Source organism: Halobellus clavatus, from assembly GCF_900107195.1.
Lineage (GTDB): Archaea > Halobacteriota > Halobacteria > Halobacteriales > Haloferacaceae > Haloquadratum > Haloquadratum clavatum.
Genome location: NZ_FNPB01000002.1, coordinates 151757 through 168250, shown reverse-complemented (window position 1 = coordinate 168250; position 16494 = coordinate 151757). Strand labels below are relative to the sequence as shown.

Annotated in this window: 11 protein-coding genes; 7 read left to right on the top strand and 4 right to left on the bottom strand. The window is 68.0% G+C overall.

Features of this window, described 5'->3' with window-relative positions:
- Positions 1 to 560: 560 nt before the first annotated feature.
- A complete protein-coding gene (locus tag BLU74_RS04285) occupies positions 561 to 2777 on the top strand; it encodes a histidine kinase N-terminal 7TM domain-containing protein (RefSeq protein WP_089765572.1) in 2217 nt (738 codons plus the stop codon).
- A 38-nt stretch (positions 2778 to 2815) separates the two neighbouring features.
- Here BLU74_RS04285 and tatC read toward each other — a convergent pair whose 3' ends face one another.
- Positions 2816 to 5050: a twin-arginine translocase subunit TatC gene (gene tatC / locus BLU74_RS04280; RefSeq protein WP_089765570.1), complete on the bottom strand. Its 2235-nt coding sequence runs from the start codon at positions 5048 to 5050 to the stop codon at positions 2816 to 2818.
- Between the two features lie 642 nt (positions 5051 to 5692).
- On the opposite strand from tatC, the gene BLU74_RS04275 reads away from it, so the two are divergent.
- On the top strand, positions 5693 to 7060 hold the full coding sequence (locus tag BLU74_RS04275; RefSeq protein ID WP_089766079.1) for a twin-arginine translocase subunit TatC: 1368 nt from the start codon (positions 5693 to 5695) through the stop codon (positions 7058 to 7060).
- 66 nt (positions 7061 to 7126) lie between these two features.
- Here the strand turns inward: BLU74_RS04275 and larE are convergent, their stop codons facing one another.
- On the bottom strand, positions 7127 to 8050 hold the full coding sequence (gene larE / locus BLU74_RS04270) for an ATP-dependent sacrificial sulfur transferase LarE (RefSeq protein ID WP_089765568.1): 924 nt from the start codon (positions 8048 to 8050) through the stop codon (positions 7127 to 7129).
- 114 nt (positions 8051 to 8164) lie between these two features.
- Here larE and BLU74_RS04265 point away from each other — a divergent pair, with 114 nt between their 5' ends.
- Together BLU74_RS04265 and BLU74_RS04260 are read left to right on the top strand one after the other, a co-directional pair.
- On the top strand, positions 8165 to 10177 hold the full coding sequence (locus tag BLU74_RS04265) for a MutS-related protein (RefSeq protein WP_089765566.1): 2013 nt from the start codon (positions 8165 to 8167) through the stop codon (positions 10175 to 10177).
- A 62-nt stretch (positions 10178 to 10239) separates the two neighbouring features.
- Positions 10240 to 11823 carry a stage II sporulation protein M gene (locus tag BLU74_RS04260; protein WP_245705728.1) on the top strand — a complete coding sequence of 528 codons (1584 nt, stop codon included), beginning with the start codon at positions 10240 to 10242 and terminating at the stop codon, positions 11821 to 11823.
- 60 nt (positions 11824 to 11883) lie between these two features.
- On the opposite strand, the gene BLU74_RS04255 is transcribed toward BLU74_RS04260, so the two are convergent.
- Positions 11884 to 12750: a sulfurtransferase gene (locus tag BLU74_RS04255; RefSeq protein WP_089765564.1), complete on the bottom strand. Its 867-nt coding sequence runs from the start codon at positions 12748 to 12750 to the stop codon at positions 11884 to 11886.
- 253 nt (positions 12751 to 13003) lie between these two features.
- On the opposite strand from BLU74_RS04255, the gene BLU74_RS04250 reads away from it, so the two are divergent.
- Together BLU74_RS04250 and BLU74_RS04245 are read left to right on the top strand one after the other, a co-directional pair.
- On the top strand, positions 13004 to 13792 hold the full coding sequence (locus BLU74_RS04250; RefSeq protein ID WP_089766075.1) for a sulfurtransferase: 789 nt from the start codon (positions 13004 to 13006) through the stop codon (positions 13790 to 13792).
- Between the two features lie 97 nt (positions 13793 to 13889).
- Entirely contained in the window at positions 13890 to 14786 is an 897-nt protein-coding gene (locus tag BLU74_RS04245) for a hypothetical protein (RefSeq protein WP_089765562.1), read from the top strand.
- Between the two features lie 2 nt (positions 14787 to 14788).
- On the opposite strand, the gene hisB is transcribed toward BLU74_RS04245, so the two are convergent.
- Positions 14789 to 15406 (bottom strand): imidazoleglycerol-phosphate dehydratase HisB, encoded by a 618-nt coding sequence (gene hisB, locus BLU74_RS04240; RefSeq protein ID WP_089765560.1) that lies wholly within the window; start codon positions 15404 to 15406, stop codon positions 14789 to 14791.
- A 220-nt stretch (positions 15407 to 15626) separates the two neighbouring features.
- Between hisB and hisG the strand changes: the two genes are divergently transcribed.
- Positions 15627 to 16472, top strand: coding sequence for an ATP phosphoribosyltransferase (gene hisG, locus BLU74_RS04235; protein ID WP_089765558.1), 846 nt, complete (start codon positions 15627 to 15629; stop codon positions 16470 to 16472).
- The last annotated feature ends 22 nt before the right edge of the window (positions 16473 to 16494 follow it).

Sequence of the window (16494 nt, the reverse complement as noted above, 5' to 3'; positions counted from 1 at the left end):
GCCTGATCCGCGATCGAAAGGTCCCACTCCTGCTGTGCCCCCCATTAGCGCACTCGTCCAGCGCGCGTGCGCACTCTTTCGGAATTACCCTGCCACAGTCTGTCATATCCCCCGACTGGTCGGTATACGTCAATAGTACCAATCGCTACACAGGTAGCGTCTGAGAGACGGTCCACGAGACCGCGTTCGGCCGATTCTCGCGAGCAGCTCCGACCGATCGGCTCGCGGTGTGCTGTTCGGTCCCGCGAGAGTGGCTCCGATGAACGGAACCGGATGCGGTGTATCGCGACTCCCTGTGAGCAGACCCGGATAACACGCACTCTAGAGGCCGAAATCAGTATCCCCGTTTCTCGGAGAAAACTCATCAGACGCCGCTTAACGGGCTATTAGCGACACACCACCGCGAATTAATCCCCGATATAGTCGACGACGCGCCCCCAGTCTCCGCTATCGACGCTGCGTGCTCGCCCAGGTGACCCCCAAACAGCAAAATTTTTGTCCATAAATGCTAACACTTCACTACCTTCGCCGGTGGGTCACACGGCGCGCCGGAACGTCCTATGAACGATACCGTGGTCGTGTTTCACGTTCTCGTGCTCGCCGTCACGACCGTCGTCACGGCCATCCTCGCGGGGTACGCCTGGCGACGGTCCGAACACGGAACGCGCTCGTTCGCCGCGCTGATGGCGGTGTTCACCCTATACTCGGGCGCGCACCTCATCGGACTGTTAGCGCTGTATGAGCCCCTCCGGCTGCTGATCGACAAGGTCCAGTGGATCGGGACCGCGCTCGTGCCGCTCTTCTGGATACTGTTCGCGCTGGAGTACACCGGCTCCGAACAGTTGGCGACGAAACGATCGATCGGGCTCCTATCGGTCGTGCCGGTGCTGACCATCCTGATCGTCTTGACCAATCCGTGGCACGGTCTGATGTGGGTCCGCAACGCCCTCGAACCGGCCGCTGGCCTGGCGCTCCTCGACCAGGAGTTCGGCCCGTGGTTCTGGGTATACGTCGTCTACACCTACGGGCTCATACTCGTCGGGACGGCGCTCCTCGTGCGCTTGGCCTGGGTGTCCGAACAACTGTATCTGGACCAGTCGATCCTCCTCTTTGTCGGTGCCGTCGCGCCGATGATCGCCAGCGTACTGACGGTCTCTGGGCTGTCGCCGCTGCAGAACCCGACGCTCGATATGACGCCGTACGCGTTCGTCGTCTCGGGAAGCACGTTCGGGTACGCGATCTTCCGATATCGGCTGTTCGATATCGTGCCCGCGACCCGTCAGCTCGGGCGTCGCTCCGCCATTCAGGACCTGGACGAAGGCGTCGTCATCGTCGACACCGACCGGCGCGTCATCTACTGCAACCCCACGGCGTCGGAGCTGTTGGACGCCACGCCGGACGAGGTCCTGGGGCAGTCGATCCAGTCGGTCGTCAGGACGGAGTCGCTCGACTTTGACACCGACGACGCGCTCTCGACGTTCGAGCGCGACGGCTCAGTGTACGAGGTGCGCACGTCGCCGATCCGGAACCGACGCGACGACCTCGTGGGGCACACGCTCTTGATCTCGGATATCACGGAACGCGAGCGTCGAGAGCGCCAGCTGAAGCGCCAGCGCGACGAGCTCCGGTGGCTCAAAGAGCTGAACTCGGTCTTGCGCGGCGTCAACCGCGTGTTGGCCTCGGCGACCTCGCGGGAGGAAATCGAGCGGTCGGTGTGCAACCGCCTGGCGGAAGGCGGCCTCTATCAGACGGCGTGTATCGCCGATATCCCGACCTGGAGCGGCGACGCCGACCGGTGGACCATCGCGGGCGACCAGGGTGATCCCCGGGAGCTTTCAGCCCTGCTGAGCGGCGACGACATCCAAGACGGGGGTCGATCGGCGATCGAAATCTCCGCCGAGGACGAGGCCGGCAGTTGGGCTGTCGTGCCGCTGGTCTACCGTCGGACCGTCTACGGCGTGCTGGGGCTGCGCGCGGACCGCGAACTCTCGGCCGAGACCGAGATGCACGAACGTGAGGTCCTCACTGAACTCGGCCTGACGATCGGCCACGCAATCAACGCCGTCGAGAACCGCCAGCTCCTCAGCGACGGGACGACAGTCGAACTGGAGCTCCAGAGCAGCGACGAGAACGCCCCGTTGCTGCGTGCGACACTGGAGACGGGCCACTCGTTGGAACTCAACGCGATCGTCACTGACGGCCACCGCGGCGACACCGCGTACATCGAGACTGCTGGCCGTCCGAACCGTGTGGCGGACGCGCTCAAGCAATCGTCCGACGGCGGGTGCAGAGTCGTTCAGGCCGACGACCAGGGCGGGATCGTCGAGTGGATCGTCCCAGAGCGGTCGCTGATCGGCATCGTTGCCGGCCGCGGCCTCAACGTCCTCCGACTGACTGCCACCGAGGACCGCATCGAATACACCATCGAGGTGCCCTCAGAGCGCGAGGTGCGCCGGCTCGTCGACGAACTCCAGCGCGCGTTCCCCGAAACGCGACTGGAGGCCAAACGCCAGCGCGACCCGACACAGTCGCTGGACGACGGTGAGGCACTCTCCGAGACCGCGGTCGATGAGCTCACCGACAGGCAGCGGGAGGCACTCGAGGTGGCGTACCGGGCTGGCTACTTCGAGTGGCCGCGAGAGAGTTCGGCCGAGGAGGTGGCTGAGACGCTCGACATCTCCCGGCCGACGTTCCAGGGACACCTCCGGAAAGCCGAAGACGCGCTGCTGAAGCACCTCTTCGATACCGAGGAGTCGCGGTCGCGAAAGGAACGATAGGATCGCAGTCTGTCGACGACCCGTTCGTCGAGTACGACTTAGATCTCGGCGCCGCGCGACGGCGCGAGGTCCCGACGGCCGCCGAGCGTGATCACGAAGAGAACCCCGAGACCGATCGCGTAAGCGGCCATCAGCGGGATCGTCACGAGGAACATTGTGAGGATGTCAGCGGGGGTGAACAGCGCCGCCACCGCGAGAATACCGACTGTCACCTCGCGCCAGCGACCTCGCATCGTCTCGTAGCCGACCCCTGCACTGTTGAGGAGGATCATCAGGATCGGCACGTCCGCCAGGAGGCCGATGCCGGCAGTGGTGAAAAAGATCAGCCAGAAGAAGTTGGTGATGCGGTAGGCGATCACCATCTCCGCCGCGACGGCGTCGTTGACCAGCCAGGAGATGACCGAGGGGGCGATCGTGGTGTACCCGAGGGCGAATCCACCGAGGAGGCCCGCCACGAGCGCGCCAGTCCACACGAAGACCGACTGGCGGCGCTGACGGATGATGTCCCGCTCTCTGAGCGCGGGCCACGCGTAGAACGCCACGAGCGGCAGCGTCACGAGCGCTGCGATGATCGTCGAGAACTTCACCTCGAAGACGAGCGCCTCCATCGGGTGCAGCGCGACGACGTTGAGGACTTCCGCGGGCGTCACCTGTGCGGGTAGTCGGCTGAGGAAATCCTCGTAGACGCGCTTGATTCCGCCGGTGTAGAGCCAGCCGAACGTGAGTGCCAGGACGGCCATAAAGACGGCCACGATGCGGAAGGCGTTCGACGTGACCGAGTCGAGGATGAACCGGAGGTCGGTGTAGTACCCCTCGATCTCGCCTTCGTCGCTCTCGTCCTCCCCGTCTCCGAGGTCGGCGGCCGCCTCCGCGTCGGCGTCGTCGTCGGTGAACTCATCGAAGAACGTGCTGCCGGCCCGTCGCGCCCGATCGCTGATCGATCCCCCGCCGGCGGCGTCGCTCCCGGCGGCCGCCGCGGTGCCGTCCGAGGCGTCCGCGTCGCCATCGTCCGCGGAACCGCCGTCGGCATCGAAGCGGTCGACGATGGCCTGAGCCTTCGCCTTGTCGCCCGCGTCGAGCGCGTCGCCGGCGACGGCCATCGCCTCGTCTTCGTCCAGCGCGGCGAACACTTCGGGCGGCGCGGCACGGACGCCGGCGGCGTCGAGATCGGCCAGGTCGATGGCTGCCGGGTCGCCGACGCCGGCTTCGACGACGGCGAGCTCGTCGAGGTCGCGGTAGACGAGTGCGCCGATCGCCACGACCGCCGCCAGAACCGCCGTGACGAGGACGTATACAGCGAGGAGGAGCGTCGACGACGGTGCGTACACGAAGTAATCGCTGCCGAGCGCAGCGAGGCCCTCGTTGAAGAGTCCGACGCCACCGCGCTCGAAGAACGCGTAGATCGCGAGCGCGCCCACGACGCCCACGCCGGCGACGACGTTCCAGTGGGCTCGAGTGGTCCCGAGGACGTCCATCTGTTCGCTCCCCCGCCGCGCGACGGTGACGACCTTCGCGAGATAGAGGCTGAAGCCGTAGAGCGCCATCACCGGGATCGCCCACATGATCTGGGTGAACGGGTCCGGCGGCGTGAACAGGGCGCCGACGGCGAAGACGCCGACGACGGCGTGGCGCCACTTGTCGCGGAACGTCTCGTAGGGGACGATCTCCGCGTACGAGAGCGCGGTCATCGCGAGCGGGAGTTGGCTCGCGAGCCCGAAGGAGACGGTGAGCAGGAAGATGAACTGCGCCCACTTGACGATCGAGTACGTCGGCGCGAAGCCGGCGGCGATGGCGTTCTGCGCGAGGAACGCGAACGTGAACGGGAAGAAGACGTAGTAGCCGTAGCCGACGCCGAGCACGAAGAGCAGCGCCATTCCGGTGACGATGAGTGCGCCCTTCCAGATCGGAATCGGCGCAGACGGCCACAGCCCGCGCTCGATGAGCGCATCCTTCGCGAAGTAGACGAAGACCGGCAGTGCGAGGATGATACCGACGACGAGCCCGATCTTCGCCTGCAGGAGGATCACGTCGAACGGCGTCTGCGCGATGATCGAGACCTCGTCGTTCACCTGCGCCGACATCTGGGCGCGGGTGACTCCCTTGAAGAAATCCCAGATGTAGAGCCGGAGGGCGTAGAACGAACCGAGAAAGCCGATCAGGAAGACGATGAATACCTTCTGGAGGTCCTTCTGCGCGGCTCGAAGCATCGCGCCGGCGGTCTCCCGGCCGGCGTCGAGCGTCTCTCTGGTGTCGTCGTCGAGCGCGCTGGACATAGGTAATGTGAACCCGCTCGCAGTTATCAATCTTTTCGACCTGACCGCTCGCTGGTGACCGAGCCGACCGTCCGGAGTCCGTCGGTGGCGCAGCCGAACGCGACGGCGAGGCGATGCGGAAAGGCCTATAAGAACCCGGAGGCGAACGTCAGGTGAATGGCCGACGACTCGGAGGACGCAGACCGGACGCCCGAAGACGCGCCTGCGTCCAGCGCTCCTGAGTCCGACGCGGAGCCGAGCGAGCCGGAGCCGACCGACTCCGAGACGGACGAAACCGGGGCGGACGCGACGGACCAGACGCCCCAGCCGGCGTCGTCTGCAGACGGGGACACCGGGGCCGACTCGTCTGGCGGCGGCGCCGATAGCGACGAGACTCCCGAGTCAGCAGCCGAGAGCCGAGCCGACGACGGGTCGTCCGCGACCGAGAAGTCGTCACCGGACGAAACCGACACGACTGACACGACTGACGCGACTGACGCGACCGACAGGACCGACGCCGCCAGGACCGATGAGGAGCCGACAGACGGCCCCGACGGTGACTCGAGTGACGACGAGGCGGCGTCGACGACCAGCGCTGAGGACGACGCGGTCGGATCGGCGCCGGCGCGTCGACCGGAAGCCCGCGAAGCGACTGCTGACGACGTGGATTTCGGCGAAACCGATCCGGATGCGTCGGCTGCAGCCCGCGACGACGATCCGGCGGCGGACGACGAGAACGACCAGGGTGCGGAGACGACCGCAGACGAGGACGGCGGTGATGGAAACGTCGAGGGCGCAGCCGCTGACGTAGCCGAAGCGGATATCGAAGACGTGGCTGAAGCGGATACCGAAGACGTAGCCGAAGCGGATACCGAAGACGTGGCTGAAGCGGATACCGAAGACGTGGCTGAAGCGGATACCGAAGATGTGGCTGAAGCGGATACCGAAGACGTTGCCGAAGCAGATGCCGAGGGTGAAGGCGACAGAGACGCCGAGCACGGCAGCGATGGAGACGCCGACGACTCGACCGCGACCGACGACGACCCGGTCGACGCCGAGCCGGCGACTGCGGGCGTCGATCCGCCGTCGGACGGCGTCGACATCACCGGGGGAGCCGACGCCCCGGCCGTCGACGCCGGCCCCGACGCAGATGGCGACGTCGTGACCGGGACGGACGGCGGCGCGTCAGTTGATGCCGGCGGCGCAGGCGGCGTCGGCGTCGCCGATCCCGCGATCGACGACGGGATCGTCTCCGAGGGACCCGAGACCGACGAGGAGATGCCGCTGGCGGCGCACATCGAGGAGATGATCCGCCGGCTGGCGGTCGTCCTCGGCATCGGCGGCCTCGTGACGCTGCTGTTGTACCCCGGGGCGGACCTCGTCAACTCAGCGTTCGGGATGGACCTCGTCAGTTCGACGCAGGTCATCGACTTCCTGTGGAACAAGCACATCCCCGGCGCGCCGGAGATGGTCGACCGTCGACCGCGCGTGTACGGCCCGCTCGAACTGGTGTTGACCGAACTGAAAGTCGCGGCCCTCGGCGGCCTCGTCGTCGGTCTGCCCGCGTTCGTCTACGAGACGTACCTGTTCATGCGGCCGGGGCTGTACCCGAAAGAGCGCCGATACTACCTCGCGGCGGTCCCGACGAGTCTGATCCTCGCGTTCGTCGGCATCGCGTTCGCGCACTTCATCGTCCTGCCCGCGATCTTCGCGTACTTCACCTCCTACACGACCGGCACGGCGCTGGTGGCGTTCGGCCTGAAAGAGACGTTCAACCTCATCCTCATCCTGATGGGCTACAACGCCATCATCTTCCAGATCCCGCTCTTCGTGATGCTGGCGATTATGATGAATCTCGTCACGCGGCAGTGGATGGTCGACCGTCGGCTGCTGTTCTGGGGGACCTTCCTCGGGCTGGCGTTCCTCGTGAGCCCCGACCCGACGGGGATGGCCCCGATCATCATCGCGCTGACGATGATCGTCCTCTTCGAGGGGACGCTCCTCGCGCTGCGGTGGACGGGCACCGAGTGATCGGCACCCGGGCGGCCCCGGAGAACGGCCGGCTCCGACGGTGCGGGCGACGGCACCCACCTACCCCTACTGGGTCGGATACTCGGCGTCGAAAACGTCGTCGACGACCGGTTCACCGTCGGCGTCGTCGGACGTCTCGCGCTCGGAGTCTGGACTGACGCTCCCTGTCCGGTAGCCGTGGAGATCGAGCGTCACGTGCTCGAAGCCCAGATCCGAGAGGTGTTCGCGGGCCGCGACGACGAAGTCGTGATTCAGCGCGCCTTCGAATTCGTCGGGGGCGATTTCGATGCGCGCGAGGCCGTCGTGGTCGCGCACGCGGAACTGCGAGAAGCCCCACTCGCGCAGGACGCGCTCGGCCTTCTCGATCCGCGTGAGTCGCTCGTCAGTCACTTCCAGGCCTGTCGGAATCCGCGAGGAGAGACACGCCATCGCGGGCTTGTCGGCGACCGAGAGTCCAGCGGCCTCGGCGATCTCGCGGACCTCGTCCTTCTCGATACCGGCCTCCAGCAGCGGCGAGCGGACCTCCAGCTCCTCGACCGCGCGGAGCCCCGGTCGGTGGCCCTCCCCGGGATCAGAGGCGTTGGTGCCGTCACAGACCGTGCCGATCCCGAACTCGTCGGCCGCGTCGTACATCCGTCCCAGGCGCATCGTCCGGCAGTGGTAGCACCGATCGCCGTCGTTTTGCACGAAGTTCGGGTCGTCGAGTTCGGAGAATTCGACGACTTCGTGGCGGATCCCGACCTCGTTCGCGACGCGCCGGGCGTCGTCGAGTTCGGCGTCCGGGAGCGTCTCGGATTTGGCGGTGCACGCGACGGCGTCGTCGCCGAGGGCGTCGTGCGCGAGCGCGGCGACGACCGACGAGTCGACGCCGCCCGAGAAGGCGATCAAGACGCCGTCGCAGTCGGCCAGCGAATCGCGGACGGCGTCGGCCTTGGCGGCGACGTCGGCGTCACGAACCGTCCCGTCGCCAGCGTCCGATCGGGTGGGCATACGCGCCCTTCCCGTCGCAGTCGCAAAAGTGCGTTGTCGTGTGAGGCGGTGTGGCCGAGACGGCCCCACGACACCCGTAACGTTATGTCGGATGGCGAGCCAACCCCTCTGCGAATGGAGTTCGAGGCGATTCCGGGCGTCGGCGAGAAGACGGCGGCGGCGCTGTCGGAACTCGACGATGCCGAGCGGGCGCTCAGAGAGGGCGACGTGGCCACGCTGGCCAGCGCACCGGGACTCTCGGAGGGCCGGGCCGCCGCGGTCGCGCGCGGGGCGATCCGGCGGCGGCACGACGACGGGGGCGGATTTCTCGCGACCGATCGAGCGCGGGAGGTCTACGACGACGTGCTCGGCCTCCTCCGCGAGCGCACCGTGACCGACTACGCCGCTCGACGGATCGAGACGTTCTACCCGACGCGGTCGGCGTCGCGGATCGACGAGGTGCGGGAGTTCGTCGAACGGGCGACCGACCGCGACGCCGACTCCGACGTGCTCGAGGCCCTCGAGGGCGTGGAACCGCTCGCGCCGCCACCGACGCGGCGGGTTCGCGACCGCTGTCTCGCGACGGCCGACGCCGAGCGCTACGCCGAGGCCGAGGAGGCGTTCCCGGAACTCTCCGTCGAGGTCGTCGAAGACGCTCGCGGCCTCGCCGAACTCGCTCGCTCGTACGCGACGGTCGTCGCCCTCGACGAGCAGTTCGCCGGCGTCGACGTCGAGGGCGACGTCCGCGTTCGGCCCGACGCACTGGCGGCACAGGCGGAGATCGTGCCCGAGCGAGTGCTGGCGCGGTTCGCCGAGAACCGCGACCGCATCCTCGCGGCCGCGGAGGTCCACGAGACGGCCGGGATGGAGCCGCCGTGCGATCTGGCGGCGTTGCGCGACGCGCTGACGCGGCTGGACGAGGACGGAACAGTCGTCGGCGACGCAGAACTCGACCGCCTCTCGACCGCGGTCGACGACCTCGACGCCACCGTCTCGACCGCCGAGTCGGTCGCCAACGACCGCCTCCGCGACGCGATCCGCGAACGCGACGTGACCATCGAGGGGACCGACTTCCTGTCGTTGGTCGAGCAGGGAGCGCGTGTGGATTCGCTGCTCGACCGCGAACTCGCCGACGAGTACGACGACGCCGTCGCGGCCGCCCGTGAGCATCTGGTCGAAGCGCTGGCGCTCCGCCCCGAGGAAGCGGACTTCGCCGAGCGCGCGTTCCCCGACGATCCCTCCTTCCCCGTCGAACACCAGGAGGCGGTGGTTTCGCGGCTCCGGACCGAACTCACCGCCGGACGCGACCGTCGGGCCGCGCGGCTGAAACGCGAACTCGCCGCGGATCTCTCGGCGCTCCGCGAGCCCGTGGAGACGCTCGTCCGCGACGCGCTCGAACTCGACGTGGAACTCGCAGTCGCGCGGTTCGCGGCCGATTTCGACTGTACGCTGCCCGCGTTCGGAGACACCGACGAGGGCGGCCGGGCCGGCGACGAAGACGGCCACGGCTTCGCCATCGAAGGTGGGCGGTCGCCGCTGCTCGACGTCCCCTTCGAGGCGGTCGATCCCGTCGACTACGAGGTGGCGGGCGCGACGCTCCTCTCGGGGGTCAACTCCGGCGGCAAGACGTCGACGCTGGATCTCGTCGCGCTCGTGGTCGTGCTCGCACAGATGGGGCTCCCGGTGCCGGCCGAACGGGTCGAACTCCAGCGGTTCTCTGAACTGCACTACTACGCGAAGACCCAGGGCACGCTCGACGCTGGCGCGTTCGAGAGTACGCTCCGGGACTTCCGGGGGCTGGCCGACGGCGCTGCCGACCGCCTCGTCCTCGTCGACGAACTCGAGAGCATCACCGAACCGGGCGCATCCGCGAAGATCGTCGCCGGGATCCTCGAAGCGCTCGCCGAGCAGGACGCGACGGCCGTCTTCGTCTCGCACCTGGCGGGAGAGATCCGCGAGGCCGCCGACTTCGACGTCGCGGTCGACGGGATCGAAGCGCTCGGCCTCGAGGACGGCGAACTGGTCGTGAACCGCTCGCCGGTGAAAGACCACCTCGCGCGTTCGACGCCGGAACTCATCGTGGAGAAACTGGCCGACGCCGACGAGTCCGAGTCGGCGTTCTACGAGCGTCTGCTCCGGAAGTTCTGAGCCCCGAGCGGTGGGTCGACTGCGGCCGAACCACTATGCCGCTCGCCCCCCACTCGTCTGACGTGAAGCCCTCCAACGCCCTCCGGACCGGCTGGCGGCTGCTCTCCGAGCGGTCGGCGTCGGTACTCCCGGTGTATCTCCTCGTGAGCGGTCTCTACGGCGTCGCCCGCGTCCCGTTACTGCTGGCCGGTCTGATCGCCGTGTGGCTGGCAGCCGCGAGTGGTCGGTTGGATCCGTTCGCCGACCTGTTGCGCCAGATCCAGTCAGCGCCGGACGCTGAGCGCGGCGGCGACGTGGCCGCCCCCGGCGAACTCAGCCCCGAAATGATCGATAGCGAACTCGGCGACGCCGTCGCGGGCCTTCTGATGCCCGAAACCGTCGCACTCGTGCTCGTCGGCGTGCTCGTGGCGATCGTGCTCGGTCTCGTCGCATCGGCGCTCGGGAGCGCGGCCGCAGTCGGTGGGATCCTCGGCCTGCTCCGCGACCGCGACGGCGTCAGAGCGGCCGTAGAGAGCGCGCGGACGTACTGGCGCTCGATCCTCGGCGTCCGGGTGTTGTTCCTCCTCGCGCTCGCGGCGGTCGTCGTCCCCGTGGGAGGGGTCGTTGCCGGAACGGCCGGTGCCGTCCTGGGTGCGTCCGCGAGCGGATCGGCGAATGCGGCCTCGATCGGCGGATCGCTCGTCGCGGTCGGCATCGCCGTGCTCGGGACGCTGATCGGTGCACTGCTCGTGCTCGCGGTCGTGCTGCTCTTCGCCTTCGCCGAGCAGGCGGTCGTCGTCGACGACGCCGGCGCGCTCGCTGCGGTCCGGGCGAGCGTCCAGTTCCCGATCGCTCGCCCGGTCGCGTTCCTCGGCTACGTCGCGGTCGGGGCTGGCACCGTCGTCCTGACTGTGACTGCCGCCGCGATCGGGTCAGTCGTGGGGGCGAACCGCGTGACCGGACTCCTCGGCGTCGTGGTCGTCCCGCCGATCCTCGACGGAGTCAAGACCTCGCTGTACGCCGAGACGACGCTCCCGCCCGATCCGGATCCGACGCCACTGGGTGACAGAGCACGTGCGGCGTTCGGGGGTGGCCTGCGGGCCGTCGGCGGATTCGTGCGCGACCGTCCGGTCGCCAACCTCGTTTCGCTCGGGTGCGTCGTCGCGGGTGGCGTGATCGGCTGGCTCGCGACCGCCTCGATCGGCGTCGCGCTGCCGGTCGGCGGCGACGTGGGCAACGTCTTCGGCAGCGGGGCGTTCGGCCCCCTCGGCACCGCGGTGAACCTCGCGGTGAACAACTGGCTGGTCGCGGTGGGCTTGGCCTACAGCGGCCTCGCCGCCGGGATTCCAGCCGTCGTGAACCTCGGATTCAACGGGCTGATCGTGGGCGCGGTCGGCGGCGTCTTCGAACCGGTGGCCTTCCTGGCGCTGGTCGCGCCGCACGGCGTGATCGAGATCCCGTCGATCGTCGTCGGCGGGGCCGTGGGACTCCGGTTGGGCTTCGTCGGCGTGGGCGCACTCCGCGGCCGTCGCGACGACGGCGAGGTCGCCCGGGCCATCCGCCACGCGTACCGGGTACTCTTGGGCCTGGTTCCGCTGTTCGTCGTCGCCGCGCTCGTGGAGGCGTTCCTCACGCCCGCGATCGCGTCGGTCGTCCTCGGAGGGTGACGGAGTACGGAGAAGAAATAAAACAGTCGCTACCGGTGCCTCAGGGGACCGTCTCCCCGGTTATTCGGCGTCGCCGGTCTCGATCGGTGCGCCCACGAGGTTGCCCCACTCGGTCCAGGAGCCGTCGTAGTTGACGACTTCGTCGTAGCCGAGCAGTTCGTGCAGCGCGAACCACGCGATCGACGAGCGCTCGCCGATCCGGCAGTAGGCGACGGTGGTCTCGGAGCCGTCGATGTCCTGGTCGGCGTAGAGTTCTTCGAGTTCATCGCGGGTCTTGAACGTCCCGTCGTCGTTGACGGTCGCCGCCCACGAGATGTTCTCCGCACCGGGGATGTGACCGCCGCGCTGGGCCGTCTCCTGCAGTCCCGGCGGGGCGAGGATGTCGCCGCGGAACTCCTCGGGCGAGCGGACGTCGACGAGCGGCAGTCCCTCGTCGACCGCGTGCTCGACGTCGTCGCGGTACGCGCGAATCGACTCGAACGGCCCCTTCGCCGTGTAGTCGACGGTGGAGAAGTCGGGGACCTCGTCGGTGGTCGGATAGTCGTTGTCGATCCAGTAGTCGCGACCGCCGTTCAGGAGTCGGACGTCGTCGTGGCCGTAGTACTTGAACTGCCAGTAGGTGTAGGCGGCGAACCAGTTCGAGTTGTCGCCGTAGAGGACCACCGTCGAGTCCTCGGAGATCCCGTGGCTGCCCAGCAGGTCCTCGAAGTCGTCCTTGTCGAGAATGTCACGGTTGGTCTGATCCTGAAGTTGGCTCTCCCAGTTGAAGCCGATCGCGCCGGGCGCGTGGCTCTCATCGTACGCTTCGGTGTCCACGTCGACCTCCACCAGTCGGTGGGCGGGGTCGTCGCTCTGGAACTCGTCGAGTCGCTCCTCTACCCACTCGGGGGAGACGAGCACGTCTTTCGCGTAGCCGTCGTCTGTCATTGCGTTCCCTTCTATGGCCCCATCCCGTATAATCCCCACAACTACGGCGCGTACTGCCCGTCCTCCCATTATCAAGAAAATTTTGCCGGTGAAAACCTTCCGGCCCACTCCCGGCGGTGGATGGGCGTCGCCTCGGAAGGTGACGGTGAACGCACGTGGCAAATATAAGGCAATATTTTCTGGTTTCTCTGACACCGGGCGAGCAGTGGCCGAATCGGCCACGTTGAAGGTCGGGTCTCTCGAACGGATGCGTATGTACGAGAACGTCGTCGTGTCGGCCGCGTGGCTCGCCGACCGGCTCGGAGACGAAGAGACGAGCGTGATCGACGTCCGCGACGGCTGGGAGTTCGACGGCATCGGCCACGTGCCGGGGGCGGCGTCGGTGCCGTTCGCGGAGTTCCGCAGCGAGACGGGCGACGAAGGGATGCTCCCGGGAGCAGAGACCTGGGAGTCGCTCCTGTCTGCGGCCGGCGTCGGCCCCGAAGACCACCTCGTCGCCTACGACGACACCCACGGCGTCTTCGCCGCCCGGTTTCTGGTCACTGCCGAGTTGTACGGCCATCCGCCCGATCGACTCCACCTCCTCGACGGCGACTACAGCGCGTGGAACCAGGCGCACGAGACGACGTCGGACGCGCCGGCGCGCGCGACGACTGACTACGTGGTCCGCGAACCCGCGCACTCCCCGCTCGTCGAGTACGAGACCGTCGCCGAGGCGCTCGACGACGACGGCACAGTCATCGTCGACACGCGCGAGCCCCGCGAGTACGACGAGGGGCACCTCCCCGACGCGGTCAACGTCGACTGGCGCGACCTCGTCGACGACGAGACCCGCGGCCTGAAGCCCGAAGCCGAACTGCGCTCGATCCTCGACGATGCCGGAATCACGCCCGTTCGCCGGGTGCTGCTGTACTGTAACACCGCGCGGCGGATCAGTCACACCTACGTCGTCCTGCGGTCGCTCGGGTACGAGGACGTCGGCTTCTACGAGGGGAGCCTGACGGAGTGGACCGAGCGCGGCGGCCCTGTCGAGACCGCGTAGTCGCGGTGGATCGGCGGCGGTGGCACAGCCCGGTCCCGAGGCGCGGACCGAACGCCTGCCGGCGGGTTTTATCGGCGCGCCCGCAGAGAAACGACGTATGCCGATGCGTCAACTCCGAACGTGCGATTTCTGCGACGGCGAGGCGGCGGGCATCTACGAGGTCGTGCCCCCGGAACTGTCGCCGACGGAGGCCGAACAGCGGCGCGTCGTCCTCTGTGACGACTGTCTCGATACCCTGGAGGCCGTGCTCACGCCGCTGCTGTCCCGGCTCGGCGTCGAACCGGACGAGAGCGAACACCGAGCCGGGCGTCGGGACGCGCCGGCCGACGACCCGGTCAGGTCGGGATCGGACGTGGATCCGACGGACTCGTTCGCAGACGACGACCCGCGCGGAACGTCGATGTCCGAGGGGGCCGGCAGGATACCCGACGTCGGCTCCGGGCACGACGACGGGAGTGAAGAGCGAGCGAGCGGGGAATGGGAAGGTCCAGACGGCGATCCCGACGCCGAATCGGACGACAGCGATCAGGCGACGGGAAGCCCAGCGAACGGACGGACGCGGTCGGCGGTCGAGGAGCCGGCGGGGATCGACGGCGACCGCTCGGGAGACGGCCCACCCGGGAGTCCCGGCCGGGAGGCGGGCGGCGGTCCGAGCGAGGATCGAGTCGACGCGCCGGCCGCCGAGCGGGACTCGGGGGAGGCTGACGGTGTGGCCGCCGCCGATTCAGACGACGCTGACGATGTGACCCCCGCCGCTCCAGACGACGCCAGTGATGAGACCCCCGCCGCTCCAGACGACGCCGACGAACCGGAGGACTTCCGAACGGTGATGCGGCTGCTCGGGAACCGCGAATTCCCCGTCGAGCGGTACGAGCTCGTCGAACTCGCAACGAGCGCGTACGACATCGAGGCGAGCCACGTCGACGAGATCATCGCGTACGCGGTCGAGCGCGACCTGCTTGAAGACGACGGCGAGAAACTCTACCGGGTGTAGGACTACAGTTCGCCCTTCGTACTGGGGGTGTCACTGCGCCGGGGGTCGAGCCGCGTGGCGTCGTCGAGCGAGCGCGCGAGCGCTTTGAACAGCGCCTCGACCTCGTGGTGGGCGTTGACACCGTCGACCTCGGCGTGTAGCGTCAAGCCAGCGTTCATCGCCAGCGAGTACGCGAAGTGTCGCGCCATATCGCTCGTGAAGTCGCCGATCTCGGGCTGGGAGAACGACCCCTCGAACTCGAAGTGCGGCCGGCCGCTCACGTCGACGACGACGCCCGCGACTGCCTCGTCGAGGGGGACCCGTCGGTCGGCGTACCGGACGATCCCGCGCTTGTCGCCGAGCGCCTCGGCGAAGGCCTCGCCCAGCACGATCGCGACGTCCTCGACGGTGTGGTGGTCGTCGATCTCCAGATCGCCGTCACAGCGGACGGTCAGATCGAACAGCCCGTGCTTGGCGAAGGACGCCAGCATGTGATCGAAGAAGCCGACGCCCGTCTCGACCGCGCTGTCGCCGTCGCCGTCGATCGCGAGCGTGACGTCGATGGTCGTCTCGTCCGTCTCGCGTGAGACGGCGGCCTCACGGGTCGCGCCGCCGTCCGCGTCGCCGTCGGTGTCGGTCATAGTGGCGCATCGACGCGTGCGCCTATGATCGTTGTGCCTCGAAAGCAGACCTAATTGTGCCCGCAGCGCAGATCTCGTAGTCGTCGAGCGCGCGGGCGCGAGAGCGACCGTGGAGCAGACGGAATCGACGCGGCCGGGGTGACGCGGGGGGAGGACGCGGCTGGGTAGGGACACGGCCGGGGAGCGAAAGTGGTACGTCGCGGGCGCGTGAGGCGCACGTATGCGCATCGCCGTCCCCAACAAGGGCCGCCTGCACGATCCGAGCGTCGACCTTCTGGAACGTGCCGGACTCCACATCGAGAGCGCCGCGAGCCGGAAACTCTACGCCGATACCGTCGATCCCGAGGTGACCGTCCTGTTCGCCCGCGCAGCGGACATCCCGGAGTACGTCTGGGACGGAGCCGCCGCGGTGGGGATCACCGGCCGCGATCAGGTCGTCGAATCCGGGCGCGACCTGGTCGAACTGGTCGATCTGGGCTTCGGTCGCTGCCGACTCGTCCTGGCCGCGCCGGAGGACGGGGCGATCGAAGCCCCCGACGACCTCGCGGGTGGAAGCATCGCGACCGAGTTCCCGCGGATCACGCGGGAGTATCTGCAGGAGCACGGAATCGACGCCGACGTCGTCGAGGTGACCGGCGCGACCGAACTGACCCCGCACGTCGAGATGGCCGACGCCATCGTCGACATCACCTCGACGGGCACGACGCTGCGGATGAACCGACTCGGGGTGATCGACGAGGTGCTCGAGTCGTCGGTCCGGCTCTACGCCCATCCGGACTACGTCGACGATCCGAAGGTGACCCAGCTCGTGACCGCCTTCGAGTCCGTCCTCGACGCCGAAGACAAACGCTACGTGATGATGAACGTCCCCAGCGAGAAACTCGACGCCGTCCGCGAGGTCATCCCGGGCCTCGGCGGGCCGACGGTGATGGACGTCGCCGGCGACGACACCGTCGCCGTCCACGTCGTCGTCGACGAGAGCGACGTCTTCGAGGTCGTCAACGACCTGAAGGAGGTCGGGGCGTCGGGGATTCTGGTGACCGAGATCGAGCGCCTCGTCGAGTGAGGCGATCGGGAGCGAGCGGCGC